A 15,982-nucleotide genomic window follows, 5' to 3' on the forward strand; every position below is an offset into this window, starting at 1 on the left:
AGTTTCTAAATTTGTGGAGTTTGAGCAATGTCTCATCAATCAGACTTAATCAGCCAAGACATTCTGGCTTATTTAAAACAGCATGAACAAAAAGACCTTTTGCGTTTTTTGACTTGCGGTAACGTAGATGATGGTAAAAGTACCTTAATTGGCCGTTTACTTTACGATTCAAAATTGATTTATGAAGATCAATTGCAAGCTGTAACACGTGACAGTAAAAAAGTAGGTACGACGGGTGATGCACCAGATTTGGCGTTGCTTGTAGATGGTTTGCAGGCTGAGCGTGAGCAAGGTATTACTATTGATGTAGCTTATCGCTATTTCTCGACTGAAAAGCGTAAGTTCATTATTGCCGATACACCGGGACATGAACAATATACCCGCAACATGGCTACTGGTGCATCGACTGCTGATCTTGCAATTATCTTGATTGATGCGCGCTATGGTGTTCAAACACAAACACGTCGTCATACCTTTATTGCTAGTTTGCTTGGTATTAAAAATATTGTTGTTGCTATTAATAAAATGGACTTGGTTGAATATTCACCTGAGCGTTTTAATGAAATTCAGATTGAATATGATGCGTTCGTGAGCCAGTTAGGTGAGCGTCGCCCAGCTAATATCTTATTTGTTCCGATTTCTGCTTTAAATGGCGATAACGTTGTAAATCCATCTGCTCATACTCCTTGGTACAAGGGTCAAACCTTGATGAGTATTCTTGAGTCTGTGGAAATTAGCCGTGAGTCAAACAAACACGAATTCCGTTTCCCTGTTCAGTATGTGAACCGTCCAAACCTCGACTTCCGTGGTTTTGCGGGTACTGTTGCTTTAGGTGAAATTAAAGTTGGTGACGAAATTGTAGCGTTACCTTCTGGTAAGCGTTCTACGGTTAAAGAAATCGTTACTTTTGACGGTAACCTTGAGCAAGCAGTGGCTGGTCAAGCAGTTACATTAACGTTAAACGACGAAATTGATATTAGTCGTGGTAACGTGCTGGTACGTGCAGGTGAGCAACCATTAATTTCACGTAGCGTTCGTGCTTCTGTGGTATGGATGAATGAGCACCCGCTTGTAAAAGGTAAGTTGTACAACGTTAAGATTGGTACACAAACCGTTCCAGCAAAAGTGACGAACATTCACTACCGTGTGAATGTAAATACACTTGAGCATACTCAAGTAGAAGAGCTTGAGTTAAATGCAATTGCCGATGTGGTAGTTGAGTTCGATGCTCCAGTGGTATTTGACCAATATCAAGACTCTCGTTACACAGGTTCATTTATTTTTATTGACCGTTTAAGTAACGTGACTGTTGGCGCGGGCATGGTAGAAGCTGCTGTAGAGTGGACTGCTCATAACAATGCTGTAACTGCCGAAGACCGTGCTGCTCGTTTAGGTCAAAAACCCGCTGCTATTGGTGTTTCTGCACAATTAATTGAAAAAGCTCAAGTCTTAGAAAGTTTGCTGATTCAGCAAGGTGTAGTTGCGATCGCGAAAGCAAGTTTAACAGCTGAGCAATTGGTTCTGTTACGTGAGACTGGTGTTGTAACTATTACAACTTCTGTGGATGGTACAGATACTGAGATAACTGCTGAAACAGTAGAAGAAGCAGTAGAAAAAATCGTGGAATTGGTTCGTCTTTAATAGATTGAAAATGAGTTCCAAAAAACCCGCGTAAGCGGGTTTTTTTATTGAGTTTAGAAAATACTTTGAGTTTTTAAAGTTAAATATTCTCTTAAATCTTTAGGGTAGTTCTGAATCATCTTTAAGAATGTATCTCGATCACCTTGATATAAGGCGCGTGTTGCTTCCTCGTAATTTGGCATATTGCCTAACATAGCAGACATAAAACGGTCGATGGCTTGTTTGGCAAGCATAATATTGCCTTCAGAATTTGGATTATTTAACTCTTTATCAATTAACTTACGAATTACTGCTGATGCACTCGCACTTTGTTGATCTAACCAATCCCAATGTTTTTTCTGTAAAGTGATTTCACGCGAAATTACGCCAAGTTTAGGTCGACCAACTTTTTTAATTTCTTCAGGTTCAGCATAACGTTGTTGAAAATCTTGTTCTGAACCAGAAAGATCAAGATCAATTTGTTGACCTGTTTGATCATTAAAAATCAGAATATTTTCTGTTGTTTTCGGAAGTTCTTTGAGTTTTTTTGCAAGTTCAACAAGGGAGTCACTCGCAATAAACGTGCTTCCAGTGAAAGCAGTATAGGTGATTTTAGTATTCATTTTAGCCGCATATTTTTATCAGGGTAAAATAATATTATCAGGGTAAAATTAATTTGGCAAATAGTAAAATTCATAACCAAAGAATTATCTGTTTTTATGAGGCGGTATGAGAAGTTAGGACTATAAAAATAGTCAAGATAATCGACCATTTAAAATTTTGTTCTGCTTTAATATTGCTTTTATGAGAGAATGTGTCTTTAGTTGTATGTATAAGGACTCCTATGTTTGAGCAATCTCCTGAATCTTTAAGCGATATCGAAATTTTAGACATTTTACAGTCGATGAAAAAAGATAAGCTAGATACGGAAGCACATGAGATCATCCGTAGCGGGGGGAAAGCAGGACGTCAGGAAGCGCATAAACAGGCTTTGGTAGCACTAAATACAAATTTTGAAGAGAAATTTGTAGAAGCAGTTACTCTTGCACTAGGTTTAAATGCAGCTCAAGCTAAAAAAATTCGCTATAAAAAAGATCGAATTCGTATTTTAAAAGCGCGTGGTATTGATTATTTAGCTATTGATGGGGCAGAAACAGCGCAAGTTTTGGCACAAATTTCACAAGCAATTGTTCGTGAAGATGGCATAGTTACCCATGACTTACATGATATCTTCCCATTTTGGAAAGAAGGTTGGCCAATGGTGCAATTTGATAATGCCTATAAAATTTTAGAAGAAGATATTACCTTGCACTTTCATGCGTTCTTAGATGCCATGATTGAGTATGTGAATAAATAAAAAAAGCCCCAATTGGGGCTTTTATTTTTTTATAGCAGAATATGCTTAGATTGCACTAAAAAGTGGGAAAACACCAATCACTAAAGCTGTACCCATTAAAACCATACAAGTAATAAATGCCCATTTAAAAGTAAACTTTTGATGATCTGCAAAATCGACTTTAGCAAGACCACATAATAAGTAAGTTGATGGAACAAGAGGTGATAATAAGTGTACAGGTTGACCTACAATTGAAGCACGAGCAATCGCTTCTGGACTAATGCCATAATGTGAAGCAGCTTCGGCAAGAATAGGCAATACACCATAGAAGAATGCATCATTTGACATAAAGAACGTCAAAGGCATGCTTACCAACGCTGTAATTGGTGCCAGATATGGACCCATACTTGCAGGAATCATTGCGACAAACTCTTTAGACATCGCTTCAACCATGCCTGTGCCAGATAAAATACCTGTAAAAATACCAGCCGCAAAAATTAAACCTACCACAGCCAAGATACTATCAGCATGCATAGCGATACGTTTCTTCTGCATATCAACATCTGGATAGTTGATAAGCATCGCAATACAGAACGCAAGCATGAATAACACTGACATTGGTAAAATACCTTTGATCAACGCAATCATAAGAATAATGGTGAGTACCATATTTACTTTACGTAAATGTGGACGAGTCGCTTCTGGATCTTTTGAAACAGTAATATTGTCACCATGATGGCTTTCAAGCTCAATCACGCCTAAACGTTTTTGCTCATAGCGACCATATAAATATGCCAAGAAGAATAACCAGCCAATACTAATAATCATTGGAAGAATCATTGGTACAAAAATATGGCTTGGGTCGACTTGAAGTGCACTCGCTGCGCGGGCAGTAGGTCCACCCCATGGCGTAAGGTTCATTACACCGCTACATAACAACATAAGTGCTGTCATGATCAGTGTATTCATACCAAGTCGCTGATAGAGAGGAAGCATAGCTGCGACACAAATCATATATGTCGTTGAGCCGTCACCATCAAGAGAAACTAACGTCGTTAAAAAAACGGTCCCTAATGTAATTTTTAGAGGATCGCCTTTAACCTTTTTCAAAATCCATTTAACCGGGGGATCGAAAAGACCTGCATCGATCATTAAGGCAAAATATAAAATTGCAAATAATAGCATTACACCAGTAGGTGCAAGTTTTTTGATGCCTTCTAGCATCATCTCGCTGAGACCTTTAAGCTCAATATGACTTAAGCTTTCAAAGTAGTGACCTAGGCCCCAAGCAATAAGAGAAAAAATAAATGGGATAAGAATTAAAGCAATAATAGGGCTTAAACGTTTGGACATGATTAAGTACATGAAGCACAAAATCATGCCAACACCAAGTAATGTCAGCATACAATCAATCCTTTGCCTTTAGTTTTACTGAACAAGTTTATTCCAAACTTTGACTTTTATTATTCTTATGAATTTTTATTAAAAAAACAAATAATATATTTAGTTTATTTGGTTAATATATATTCAATTAAAAAGGTATATTCTCAGGAAATACTGAACATATATATTAATGGCTTAGTTTATTTATTATATATAGTAGATTTTATATTTATATAAAGGTTTTATCATATTTAAAATTATCATATATTTTGAAGAATTATACTTGCTTTGAGCGTTGAGATGAGAAGAAGATCCATTTACAAGGCTTGTAATGTCTACGTTACCTAAGGCTGATGGGGTTGTAAATGCTTTATTCGCAAATTTTCATTTCAATTGAAATTAATTTTTTTATTTTAATTAAGAGGTTAATCTTTATATTTATAAATATGATTAGCATAATTAATTAAACTTTTAATAATGAAGAATATTAAATGAAACCGTGAATTTAATAATTACTTATTCATATTAAAAAAATATCCTGCTTTTGGCAGGATATTTTGCACCAAAATAAATCAATTTTCGTCAGGCGGTGAATGTAATTCAGATTTTTCTAATACGCGAGTAACTAATAGTTGATCGATTTTAAAATGATCCACATCGACAACTTCAAATTTATAACCACCAAATTCGACAAAATCGGCTGGACGAGGAATTTTGCGTAAACGATACATCATAAAACCTGCTAGCGTTTCATAATTCTCTTCATCGGGCATTTCGTCAATTTCAAGAGCATGTCTTAGGTCATCAATTGGTGTACTGCCATCAATTAACCAAGAGTTATTGTCACGTTTAATGATTTGCTGTTCTTCTTCAATTGGGGTAACCCAGTCACCCATTACGGTAATCATGATATCGCTTAAGGTGATAACACCAACTACAAGCGCATATTCATTAATTACAACAGCGAACTTTTCTTTTGTTGATCGGAAGCGATCAAGTAATTCAGAAAGGGTTAATGTGTCAGGAATAATCAGAACATTACGAATAGTAGATTCATTTAATTGAGTGGGTGATTGATTATTTAAAATGCGGACAAGAAAATCTTTGGCATCTACATACCCAATAACCTGATCAATATTTTCATTACACACTAAAAATTTAGAATAAGGATATTCTGCTAATTTTTGTCGAATACTGTCTTCATGTTCGTTTAAAGTGAAATAAACAACATTTTCACGCGTTGTCATACTCGATGGTACGTTACGTTCCTCTAGTTCAAAAACATTTTCAATAAAATGATGTTCTTGTTTTTGAAGTACACCTGCTTGGGCACCTGCATCCATAACAGCTGAGATATCATCAAAAGTAATATTGTCTTCGCGAGTTGTATTTACTTTAAATAAGCGGAATAACAGGTTCGCGATGGCATTAATTCCCCAAGCTAAAGGTTTGCAAACTTTAATAAAAACCTGAATTGGATTGATAACACTAATTGCAATTTTTTCTGGGGCAATCATAGCCAAGCGTTTTGGCATAAGATCGGCAAATAAAATAAATAGCGATGTTACTAAAGTAAAAGATAGAGCAAAACCAATTGTTTGCGACCAGGGACCTACATAGAAGCGGTCAACTAAAGTCACAAAAAAAGGACGGAAAGCAGCTTCGCCTAAAATACCGCCTAAAATTGCAACAGCATTTAGTCCAATTTGGGATGCTGCAAAAAAGTCTGCAGATTGTTCTTGTAAATCAAGTACCTGTTGAGCACGTTCCTCACCAGCTTCAGCTAAAATTTTTAACTTTACTTTTCTGGCGCCAGCCAGTGCAATTTCAGTTAAAGATAAAAAGCCTGCTGCGATGATGAGCAGTACGATGATAATGATATTTTGAAAGAGACTCACAAATCACCCGAGGTTCATCATTATTATGACTATGTTTTAACACAAAAAAGCGCTGAGGTAATCAGATTGATTGCTCAGCGCTTAAAGATAATGTTTGAAAGAGACAATTAAATTAAAATTTATTTAATAGTGAGAAAATTGTGAATTGTTGGTAAGAAATTCACGATTTTCTTCTTCGATCATTTGGCGAGCAACGAATAGAATAAGTTGGCGTAACCAGCGATGAGCAGGGTGGTGGTGTAATAGTGGGCACCAAGCCATTTTAAGTTCAAATTCTGGAATATAAAAAGGAGGATCCTTTATAACCAGTTTTGGATTTTGAGTTTGTAGGCGCGCCATTCGAGTTGGAAGCGTTGCAATGAGGTCAACATTTTGAGCAAGCAAGGCTGGCATTTGGTAGTGGCGAGTAAATACTGAAATTTTACGGCGTTGACCAATACGTTCTAATGCTTGATCAATCCAGCCTAAACCACCTTGTTTATCTGGGTTTACGCCAAAACCAACACCCATACCTGTTTTAGATACCCAAATATGCTGTGCATCTAGGTAACTTTTAAGATTTAAATGAGTAACAGCTGGGTGTTTGTCATTCAAAATACAGCTGAAACTATCACGCCAAACTAACACTTGGTGGAAACTTTGCGGTATTTCATTAAATCTATTAATTGCCAGATCAACTTTACCTTGTTCCATGTCTCTATATGACACATCACTTGGGGTAAGAAAGTCGAGCACTACATTTGGAGCTTCAGAACGTAAAGCTTTTACAAGACGAGGAACCAGAGTTGCTTCTGCATAATCAGAAGTCATAATGCGAAAAACGCGATTGCTGGTATAAGGGCGGAATTCGGTACGCGGTTCCAAAATCATGGAAAGATCAGAAAGGGCATCGCGAATACGTGGTTGTAATTCGAGTGCGCGTTCTGTCGGTGTCATTCCTTCCGATGAGCGGATTAGAAGAGGGTCGTTAAATAAATTACGCAAGCGACGTAAAATATTACTCATGGCTGGTTGAGTAACGCCAAGCTGTTCTGCTGCGCGTGTAACATTTTTTTCACGAAGAAGAACATCAAGATATATTAATAGATTAAGATCTACCCGTTCCAGATTCATAAAAAAAATACCGAAAATAAAACCCTAAAATTGTTTCAAATTATGCCATATTTAAAGAACATTGTGTGAAAAAATGATGAGAAAAACGACATTTTTTGTTGAAATTAAGTATGCTTGAAAAGGACCTCAAATGCTCGATTTTATTATCTTTGATCTGTTTTTGACTTTATCTTTATAGACGTAAAATTTTTCTTTTATATTTAACCATGTTCTATCATTAAAATTGACTTTTTACATTGGCAAAAGTCGCCTAATTTACAATTGACTTTTGACACTAAAAATGAATGGAAAAATCTCAAAAATTGTATAAAAATAAAACTTGGAGAGTTTTTTGATCAAAATACTATACTCCTTTAGGATTATTTTGTTTTTATAAACAAAGTGTTATGTTTTTTAGTTTTACTTATAATATCGATTTATTGGTATATTTTTTAAATAAATACTGAAGATTAACGAAGGATATTGGATTAATTGATTGGCTAAGTCTAAGCTGTGTTCATGAGGAAGCAGCTGGTGTCATAAGAAATTTAAGTAACGTGACTCTAGGCTTCAATCGATGAAATCCTAAAATGAATACAGGACAATATCATGACTACATATCAAACAGCGATTGATGCAGTACGTCAATTAAAAGCAAAATTTGGCAACACTTGGGCAGACATTAGCCCAGAAGATGCTGCTCGTATGCAACTTCAAAACCGTTTCAAAACTGGTTTAGATATTGCTAAGTATACAGCTGCGATTATGCGTCGTGATATGGCTGAATACGATGCTGACTCAAGCAAATACACTCAATCATTAGGTTGCTGGCATGGTTTCATCGCACAACAAAAAATGATTGCGAACAAAAAATACTTCGGTACTACAAGCAAACGTTATATCTACCTTTCTGGTTGGATGGTTGCTGCTCTTCGTTCAGAGTTCGGTCCACTTCCTGACCAATCTATGCACGAAAAAACTTCTGTTCCTGCTTTGATCGAAGAAATCTACACTTTCTTACGTCAAGCTGACGCAAAAGAATTAAACGATTTATTCCGTGCCCTTAAAAAAGCACAAGAAGCTGGTGATACTGCTAAAGCAGCTGAAATCACAGCTCAAATCGACAACTTTGAAACTCACGTTGTGCCAATTATTGCTGACATCGATGCTGGTTTCGGTAACGAAGAAGCAACTTACTTACTTGCTAAGAAAATGATCGAAGCTGGTGCTTGTGCGCTTCAAATCGAAAACCAAGTATCTGATGCTAAACAATGTGGTCACCAAGCTGGTAAAGTAACTGTTCCACACGAAGACTTTATTGCTAAGATCCATGCATTACGTTATGCATTCTTAGAAATGGGTCTTGAAGAAGGTATCATTGTTGCGCGTACTGACTCTGAAGGCGCTGACTTGACTCAAAAAATCCCAGTGGTTAAAGAGCCAGGTGACATCGCTTCTCAATACATCAGCTACTTAGATACTCAAGAAATTGACATTGCTGATGCGCAAGAAGATGAAATCTTAATCAAGCGTGATGGTAAGTTACACCGTCCTAAACGTTTACCTTCAGGTTTATATCAGTTCCGTGCTGACACTCAAATTGACCGTGTTGTACTTGACTGTGTATCTAGCCTTCAAAATGGTGCTGACCTTCTTTGGATCGAAACTGCGACTCCAAACGTAGAAGAAATCGCACACATGGTTAACCGTGTTAAAGAAGTTGTTCCAAATGCTAAGCTTGTTTATAACAACAGCCCATCATTTAACTGGACTTTAAACTTCCGTCAACAAGCTTACGACCGTTGGGTTGCTGAAGGTAAAGATGTTTCTGCATATGACCGCGCTAAATTAATGAGCGCTGAATATGACAATACTGAATTAGCTGCTGATGCTGATGACAAGATCCGTACATTCCAAGCAGATGCTTCTCGTGAAGCAGGTGTGTTCCATCACTTGATCACACTTCCGACTTACCACACTGCTGCTCTTTCTACTCATGAGCTTGCACAAGGTTACTTCGGTTCTGAAGGTATGTTGGCTTATGTTGCTGGCGTACAACGTAAAGAAATCCGTGGTGGTATCGCTTGTGTGAAACACCAAGCAATGGCGGGTTCTGACATCGGTGATGATCACAAAGAAATCTTCTCTGGTGATAACGCTCTTAAAGCACATGACGATGCTAAAAACACAATGAACCAATTCGCAGCTCACTAAGAATTGATTCCATAAAAAACCCGCTCAAATGAGCGGGTTTTTTATATTAAAAATTTATTAATCTTCTTTTTTCAACACATAGTGCTCTGCCAAAGAACCTTCAATTTTTTTACCTTCCATATCTAAAGCAGTTGCAGTATTTTCGCCAATAAAAAATTTACGATTTTCAGCTTTATTATCTAAGGTAATGATAGAAGTGTTGTCTTTATCGAAAGCAAACTTACCATGAGTTTCAAATGGTTTTGTATCACCTTTGCCTAAGTAAGTTTCAGTCAATTCATAAGTTTTATCATCTTTTAATTTTAGTTCTGTTTTGATGCCTTCACAGTCTGCACATGGAAGGGTACCTGTATATTTACCATTCCAATCTAAAGAATTTTCTGCTGTGTGCTCAGTATCTACAGCAACAGCATTACTTGCTTCACTAGTTTGTACAGGGGTAGAAGCATCAGAAGTTGTCTCTGTTTTATTTTCATGTTTGTTACATGCGACAAGAAGAGTACTCATAAGTGCAATTGCTAATAATGATTTTTTCATGATGAAGAAAACCTCAAAAATAAAAATAAAAAGTCTTTAAAGCCTAGAAAAAGATCATAAAAAATAAAAGCGTTTGTATGTAGTCAAAATTTAACAAAAGGTAAAGTGTATATTTTTTTGTTCATTTAAACGATTTTTATTGAAATATATAACGAGTAAAAAAAGTATCCACTAACTGAGTTAATGGATACATCTAAAAAATTATGGATGAGCAGAAACTCCACCTAGAGAATCACACGCTGATTTATAGAGTTCATATTGTTTTTTTACTACTTCGTCTAAAGGCATTGCAAATAATTCCTCACCATCTTTATAGCTTTCTACATAAGAGGTCGCTTTTTCTTTACTTACTGCTAAAGTTTGTTGGTAATAAGAATTAATTGAGCTATTTGAAATCTCCCTAGTTTCTACGTTTTTACATTGGAAATTATTTAGAAGTTTTTCTGCGCGTTTGACCTCACTAGATTGGCCAAAAATACACCCAGTTAAAAATACAAAAGGTACTAACACGAAAAAGATTTTCATGGAAAAAAATTTATAAGAGCGAGGATGGGCGCTATTGTATAAATAATTCCATACTTTACTGTGGTTTTATGTTAGACATTGATGATTTTTTAACTCATTAAAATAAGAAAATTGTTTCCAAGTTTGTAATGACCTCTTTTTGTATATGGTGCATATTTTGCTTATTAAATAAAGCCATTAATAAAAATGAGCCAAAATGAATCGGATTCAACAATTTTCTCATACTTCTTTAGCACCATTTTGGTATGCGCAATTAGAACTTGGTTTTTGTTTTAAAGAAAGTCGCACCATAATGAATCACAGAAAACATTATGGCCCTGTTCGGGTGCAAAAAATGCTCTGGCCTGAAAAAACTGGAGTTTGCCACGCTATTATTGTTCATCCACCAGCCGGCATTGCAGGAGGCGATCATCTTACTTTTCAAATTGAAACAGCTGAACAGGCGCATGCCGTTATTACCACGCCTGGGGCTGGAAAATGGTATAGAACGAATGGTAAACAGGCTTTTCAACATATTTATTTGACTGTAAAAAACGACTCTATTCTAGAGTGGATGCCTCAAGAAACGATGTTGTTTGATGGTGCTGTAGCGCACTCAGAAACACATATTCACCTTGAACAAACAGCAAGTTTCATTGGTTGGGATATGCTGGTATTGGGACGGCAAGCTCGAGCTGAAAATTTTGTTCAGGGCAGTTATCACAACCAGTTTAAGTTATGGCGTGAAAATAAATTATTAGTTGCCGATACATTATATTTTGAGGGAGGAGATCGCTGGTTAAGCTCATGTTTAGGAATGAATAATCAGGCTGTAATGGCAAGTTTTTGGGCTGTACCGCCTGAAAAATTTCGCTCTCCATTTTATTTAGAACAACATGTTGAACTTGTCCGTGAGTTAATCATGCGTATGGATGCCCCGGTTACTTTGACTTTATTGGAAGATGTGCTCTGTGCACGTTTTTTAGGGAATGATGTACGGCATTGTCATGATGCATTTGCTGCCATACGCGCAAGATTAAGACGTTATTGGTTTGATTTAGATGAAGAATTTCCAAGAATTTGGAAAACCTAACTTACGTTAAATTGCGTATTTTAAAAACGATTAGAACAAGTATGCTGCTTTTGAGCACGCATTTTGCTTAAAGAAAACTAGATGCTATTAGGAAAGAGATATGGAACTCAATCCAACAGAGAAAGATAAGTTACTCATTTTTACCGCAGGCTTAGTGGCTGAGCGTCGTAAAGCACGAGGTTTAAAGCTGAATTATCCGGAAGCAGTTGCCTTTATTTCAGCAGCCTTACTCGAAGGTGCACGAGATGGAATGACAGTGAGTGAACTCATGCACTTTGGAACGACTTTGTTAAAGCGTGAAGATGTTATGGATGGTGTAGCGGAAATGATTGCTGAGGTTCAGGTCGAAGCAACTTTTCCAGATGGTTCGAAATTAGTCACTGTTCATCAGCCAATCGTATAAAAGGAGCAGTTATGATCCCCGGCGAAATCATTACTCCAGAGACTGACATTGAGCTAAATGTTGGGCGTGAAACTTTAAAAGTTATGGTGGCTAATGTTGGTGATCGACCTATTCAGGTAGGTTCGCATTTTCATTTTTATGAAGCCAATGATGCACTACAGTTCGACCGTGAAGCTGCAAAGGGTTTTCGCTTAAATATTGCAGCGGGTACAGCAATCCGTTTTGAACCGGGCCAAAGCCGAGAAGTGGAACTTGTCGCTTTAGCTGGTAAGCGAGAAGTATATGGTTTTGCAGGCCGAGTCATGGGGAAGTTGGATTAAACATAACAACCATAATGAAAGATATGAGTAAAAAATTATGAAAATGTCACGTCGTGCATATGCTGAGATGTTTGGTCCAACGGTCGGAGATCGTATTCGTCTAGCTGATACAGAGCTCTTTATTGAAGTTGAGCAAGATTTAACGACTTATGGTGAAGAAGTTAAGTTCGGTGGTGGTAAAGTCATTCGTGATGGCATGGGACAATCTCAACTTTTAGCTGATGAAGTTGCTGACACGGTCATTACCAATGCTTTAATTGTAGATTGGTGGGGAATTGTAAAAGCTGATGTTGGCTTAAAAAATGGCCGAATCTGGAAAATAGGGAAAGCCGGCAACCCCGATATTCAACCTGAAATTACCATTCCTCTAGGTGCAGCAACAGAAGTGATTGCGGGTGAAGGGCAAATTTTAACAGCAGGTGGTATTGATACCCACATTCACTGGATTTGTCCTCAACAAGTTGAAACAGCGCTGATGTCTGGTACAACAACAATGGTGGGCGGCGGTACAGGACCAGCAGCAGGAACTTCGGCAACCACAGTGACTCCAGGGCCTTGGCATATTGCCACCATGTTGCAGGCGATTGATGATTTGCCTATGAATATTGGTCTGTTAGGTAAAGGTAACCTGAGTTTGCCAGACCCAATTCGTGAGCAAATTAAGGCTGGGGTAATTGGGCTAAAACTACATGAAGACTGGGGCTCAACACCAGCAGCGATTGATAACTGTTTGAGTGTGGCAGATGAGTTTGATGTTCAGGTCGCTATTCATACGGATACATTAAATGAGGGTGGCTTTTTAGAAGAAACACTGGCCGCATTTAAAGACCGTACCATTCATACGTACCATACAGAAGGTGCGGGTGGTGGACATGCTCCAGATATTTTAAAAGCAATTGGACAAAGTAACGTGTTGCCATCTTCAACGAATCCAACGCGACCTTATACCATTAATACTATTGATGAGCATTTAGATATGCTCATGGTATGTCACCATTTAGACCCTGCAATTGCTGAAGATATTGCTTTTGCAGAAAGTCGTATTCGCCGTGAAACCATTGCTGCCGAAGATATTCTGCAAGACCTAGGTGCAATTGCCATGATGTCTTCTGATTCTCAGGCGATGGGGCGCGTGGGTGAGGTGATTTTACGAACTTGGCAAACTGCACACAAAATGAAAATTCAACGTGGCCCTCTAGAGGGTGACAACGAGTTTCATGATAACAATCGCGTTAAACGTTATATTGCTAAATATACAATTAACCCAGCCATTACCCATGGTTTAAGTCATGAAATTGGTTCGATTGAGGTCGGAAAACTTGCTGATCTGGTGTTATGGAAGCCGGCTTTTTTTGGTGTAAAACCTTCCATGATTATTAAAGGCGGTATGATCGCGGCGGCGCCGATGGGTGACATTAATGCCTCCATTCCGACACCTCAACCAGTTCATTATCGTCCAATGTTTGGTGCCTATCCGCGTGGTGTGCATAACACTTGTATTACCTTTTTATCTCAAGCAGCCATTGATGAAAAAGTTGCTGAAAAGTTAGATCTTAAAAAGCTAATTAGTCCCTGTAAAAATACGCGTGAAATTACTAAAGCGGATATGAAACATAATACATATTGTCCAGTTATGCATGTGCATCCAGAAACTTATGAAGTACGAGCTGATGGTGAACTATTAACTTGTGAACCTGCTGACGTATTACCAATGGCTCAGCGTTATTTCTTGTTTTGATAAGTTTTATTGAGATGATTTTGTTTTATGAATTTATATATATGAACTGAATAAAGGAGAGAAAAATTAAATGAAAATCTATACCCAACGTCTTGAAGATATTTCTCCTGATCAGACATTTGAAACGGTTGAACTAACTTTTGATACCCGTCAAAAATCACGTTTCCGAGCGGCCTTGGCAAGTGGCGTAGATATTGGAGCTGATTTGCCACGTACTGGAATTTTGCGTAGTGGTTCGTATATTGCAACCCAAGAGGGTGATGTATTACGTGTTGACGCAAAACCTGAACGTTTAATGCAAGTTAGTGCTGAAACCGATTTTGATTTACTTAAAGCTGCCTATCACTTAGGTAATAGACATGTACCATTAATGCTCACACCTACAGCTTTGTATTTTGAACCTGATCATGTACTTGCAGAAATGGTAGAAGGATTGGGGCTTACAGTGACTGAAACAGATCATCCTTTTGAACCTGAAAGCGGTGCCTATGCTCAACATAGTCATGACCATCGCTTAAGCCCAATCAAAGCTTTACACCATGTCCATTCATAATGCTGCGCAATTACTGCAATTGCTGACACTGTCTTCAACGGCACTGCCAGTTGGAGCGTATTGTTATTCACAAGGTGTGGAAACAGCCATCGATATTGGCTTAATACACGATGAAAGCTCAGCAATTGCTTACTTTGAAGAAGTTCTTGAAATGCTTTTAGTACGGTTTGAGCTACCGGTACTCAAACGTCTTATGCAACATTATGATGAACCAGATGAGTTACTGACTTGGGCAAATTTATATAAGGCGAGTCGAGAAAGTAAAGAACTTTTGGCTGAATCGCAGCAGTTGGCATTTTCTTTAAATGCATGGATTAAAGATGTTTTAAAAAAAACGGTTGAGGTTAAAAAGCAGTTTGGTTTTGTGCCTGTCTATGCGCAGCTTTGTGGGCGTTTAGAGCTTAAAGAAGAGGATGTGCTTACCGCTTATACTTTTACTGTTTTAGAAAATCAGGTTTTGGCAGCAGTAAAAACGGTTCCATTGGGACAAATGGCTGGGCAAAGAATTTTATGGCACTTGCATGGTTTAGTACCAGAGGCAGTACAGAAAGCTTTGAAACTTAATGATGAACAATTAAGCAGCGCTTTACCTCGTTATGCCATGCTGAGCATGAAACACGAAACACAATATTCACGGTTATTCAGATCTTAAGTTTAGGAAAAAAGGATAAAAATCATGACAGAACGTAGTCCGTTAAGAGTTGGAATTGGTGGACCAGTAGGTTCGGGTAAAACAGCACTTACGCTTAACTTATGCCGTGCCTTGCGTGATAAATACAATATGGCTGTAGTGACAAACGATATTTATACCAAAGAAGACTCAAACTTTTTAACCCGTAATGAAGCGATGTCGCCAGATCGTATTGTGGGTGTGGAAACAGGTGGTTGCCCACACACAGCAATTCGTGAAGATGCCTCAATTAACTTGGCTGCGATTGATGATCTATGCGAAAAATTTGATGGCTTAGAGCTTATTATTATTGAAAGTGGTGGTGATAATTTAGCCGCGACATTTAGCCCAGAGCTCTCTGATTTAACTTTGTATGTTATTGATGTGGCAGGTGGAGAAAAAATCCCTCGTAAAGGCGGGCCGGGTATTACCAAGTCAGATTTACTGATTATTAATAAAACTGACCTTGCACCAATGGTCGGTGCAAACCTTGATGTCATGGACCAAGATGCGAAACGCATGCGCGGTGAAAAGCCATTTTTATTTTCAAACATGAAAACACAAGATGGTCTTGAACAAATTATTCAATTTATTGAGAAACAAGGGCTGTTTAAGGTTTAA

At 37.7% G+C, this 15,982-nt stretch carries 16 protein-coding genes; 10 read left to right on the forward strand and 6 right to left on the reverse strand.

Features of this window, described 5'->3' with window-relative positions; genetic code table 11:
• Positions 1-27: 27 nt before the first annotated feature.
• Positions 28-1,641 carry a sulfate adenylyltransferase subunit CysN gene (gene cysN, locus B554_RS0102480; protein ID WP_019456853.1) on the forward strand — a complete coding sequence of 538 codons (1,614 nt, stop codon included), beginning with the start codon at positions 28-30 and terminating at the stop codon, positions 1,639-1,641.
• A gap of 53 nt (positions 1,642-1,694) precedes the next feature.
• On the opposite strand, the gene B554_RS0102485 is transcribed toward cysN, so the two are convergent.
• Complete coding sequence (locus B554_RS0102485) at positions 1,695-2,243, reverse strand: DUF2239 family protein (RefSeq protein ID WP_019456854.1); 549 nt, start codon at positions 2,241-2,243, stop codon at positions 1,695-1,697.
• Positions 2,244-2,464: 221 nt separating this feature from the next.
• On the opposite strand from B554_RS0102485, the gene B554_RS0102490 reads away from it, so the two are divergent.
• On the forward strand, positions 2,465-2,977 hold the full coding sequence (locus B554_RS0102490) for a hypothetical protein (protein ID WP_002054476.1): 513 nt from the start codon (positions 2,465-2,467) through the stop codon (positions 2,975-2,977).
• 45 nt (positions 2,978-3,022) lie between these two features.
• Here the strand turns inward: B554_RS0102490 and B554_RS0102495 are convergent, their stop codons facing one another.
• The 3 genes from B554_RS0102495 to B554_RS0102505 all read right to left on the reverse strand — a co-directional run bounded on the left by B554_RS0102495 (position 3,023) and on the right by B554_RS0102505 (position 7,350).
• On the reverse strand, positions 3,023-4,360 hold the full coding sequence (locus tag B554_RS0102495; protein WP_004703084.1) for a CitMHS family transporter: 1,338 nt from the start codon (positions 4,358-4,360) through the stop codon (positions 3,023-3,025).
• A 551-nt stretch (positions 4,361-4,911) separates the two neighbouring features.
• Positions 4,912-6,237, reverse strand: coding sequence for a hemolysin family protein (locus tag B554_RS0102500; protein ID WP_019456855.1), 1,326 nt, complete (start codon positions 6,235-6,237; stop codon positions 4,912-4,914).
• A gap of 123 nt (positions 6,238-6,360) precedes the next feature.
• The gene (locus tag B554_RS0102505; protein WP_004703082.1) at positions 6,361-7,350 is read right to left on the reverse strand and encodes a LysR family transcriptional regulator; all 990 of its coding nucleotides are present in this window, start codon (positions 7,348-7,350) and stop codon (positions 6,361-6,363) included.
• 588 nt (positions 7,351-7,938) lie between these two features.
• On the opposite strand from B554_RS0102505, the gene B554_RS0102510 reads away from it, so the two are divergent.
• Positions 7,939-9,543: an isocitrate lyase gene (locus B554_RS0102510; protein WP_002117581.1), complete on the forward strand. Its 1,605-nt coding sequence runs from the start codon at positions 7,939-7,941 to the stop codon at positions 9,541-9,543.
• 57 nt (positions 9,544-9,600) lie between these two features.
• On the opposite strand, the gene B554_RS0102515 is transcribed toward B554_RS0102510, so the two are convergent.
• Complete coding sequence (locus B554_RS0102515) at positions 9,601-10,080, reverse strand: copper resistance protein NlpE (RefSeq protein WP_019456856.1); 480 nt, start codon at positions 10,078-10,080, stop codon at positions 9,601-9,603.
• A 201-nt stretch (positions 10,081-10,281) separates the two neighbouring features.
• Positions 10,282-10,605 carry a hypothetical protein gene (locus tag B554_RS0102520; RefSeq protein WP_004703079.1) on the reverse strand — a complete coding sequence of 108 codons (324 nt, stop codon included), beginning with the start codon at positions 10,603-10,605 and terminating at the stop codon, positions 10,282-10,284.
• A gap of 196 nt (positions 10,606-10,801) precedes the next feature.
• Here B554_RS0102520 and B554_RS0102525 point away from each other — a divergent pair, with 196 nt between their 5' ends.
• The 7 genes from B554_RS0102525 (at position 10,802) to ureG (ending at position 15,982) form a co-directional block, all read left to right on the forward strand.
• Positions 10,802-11,677 (forward strand): urease accessory protein UreD, encoded by an 876-nt coding sequence (locus B554_RS0102525; protein WP_019456857.1) that lies wholly within the window; start codon positions 10,802-10,804, stop codon positions 11,675-11,677.
• A 100-nt stretch (positions 11,678-11,777) separates the two neighbouring features.
• Positions 11,778-12,080, forward strand: coding sequence for an urease subunit gamma (gene ureA, locus B554_RS0102530; RefSeq protein WP_002054385.1), 303 nt, complete (start codon positions 11,778-11,780; stop codon positions 12,078-12,080).
• A gap of 11 nt (positions 12,081-12,091) precedes the next feature.
• Positions 12,092-12,400 (forward strand): urease subunit beta, encoded by a 309-nt coding sequence (locus tag B554_RS0102535; protein WP_019456858.1) that lies wholly within the window; start codon positions 12,092-12,094, stop codon positions 12,398-12,400.
• Positions 12,401-12,437: 37 nt separating this feature from the next.
• On the forward strand, positions 12,438-14,138 hold the full coding sequence (ureC, locus tag B554_RS0102540; protein ID WP_019456859.1) for an urease subunit alpha: 1,701 nt from the start codon (positions 12,438-12,440) through the stop codon (positions 14,136-14,138).
• 70 nt (positions 14,139-14,208) lie between these two features.
• A complete protein-coding gene (ureE, locus tag B554_RS0102545) occupies positions 14,209-14,691 on the forward strand; it encodes an urease accessory protein UreE (RefSeq protein WP_019456860.1) in 483 nt (160 codons plus the stop codon).
• Entirely contained in the window at positions 14,678-15,343 is a 666-nt protein-coding gene (locus B554_RS0102550; protein WP_019456861.1) for an urease accessory protein UreF, read from the forward strand. Before ureE ends, B554_RS0102550 begins: the two co-directional genes overlap by 14 nt.
• A 24-nt stretch (positions 15,344-15,367) precedes the next feature.
• Complete coding sequence (gene ureG / locus B554_RS0102555) at positions 15,368-15,982, forward strand: urease accessory protein UreG (RefSeq protein ID WP_019456862.1); 615 nt, start codon at positions 15,368-15,370, stop codon at positions 15,980-15,982.

Origin of the sequence: Acinetobacter sp. GG2 (assembly GCF_000292385.1) — a bacterium.
Taxonomy (GTDB): Bacteria; Pseudomonadota; Gammaproteobacteria; order Pseudomonadales; family Moraxellaceae; genus Acinetobacter; species Acinetobacter seifertii.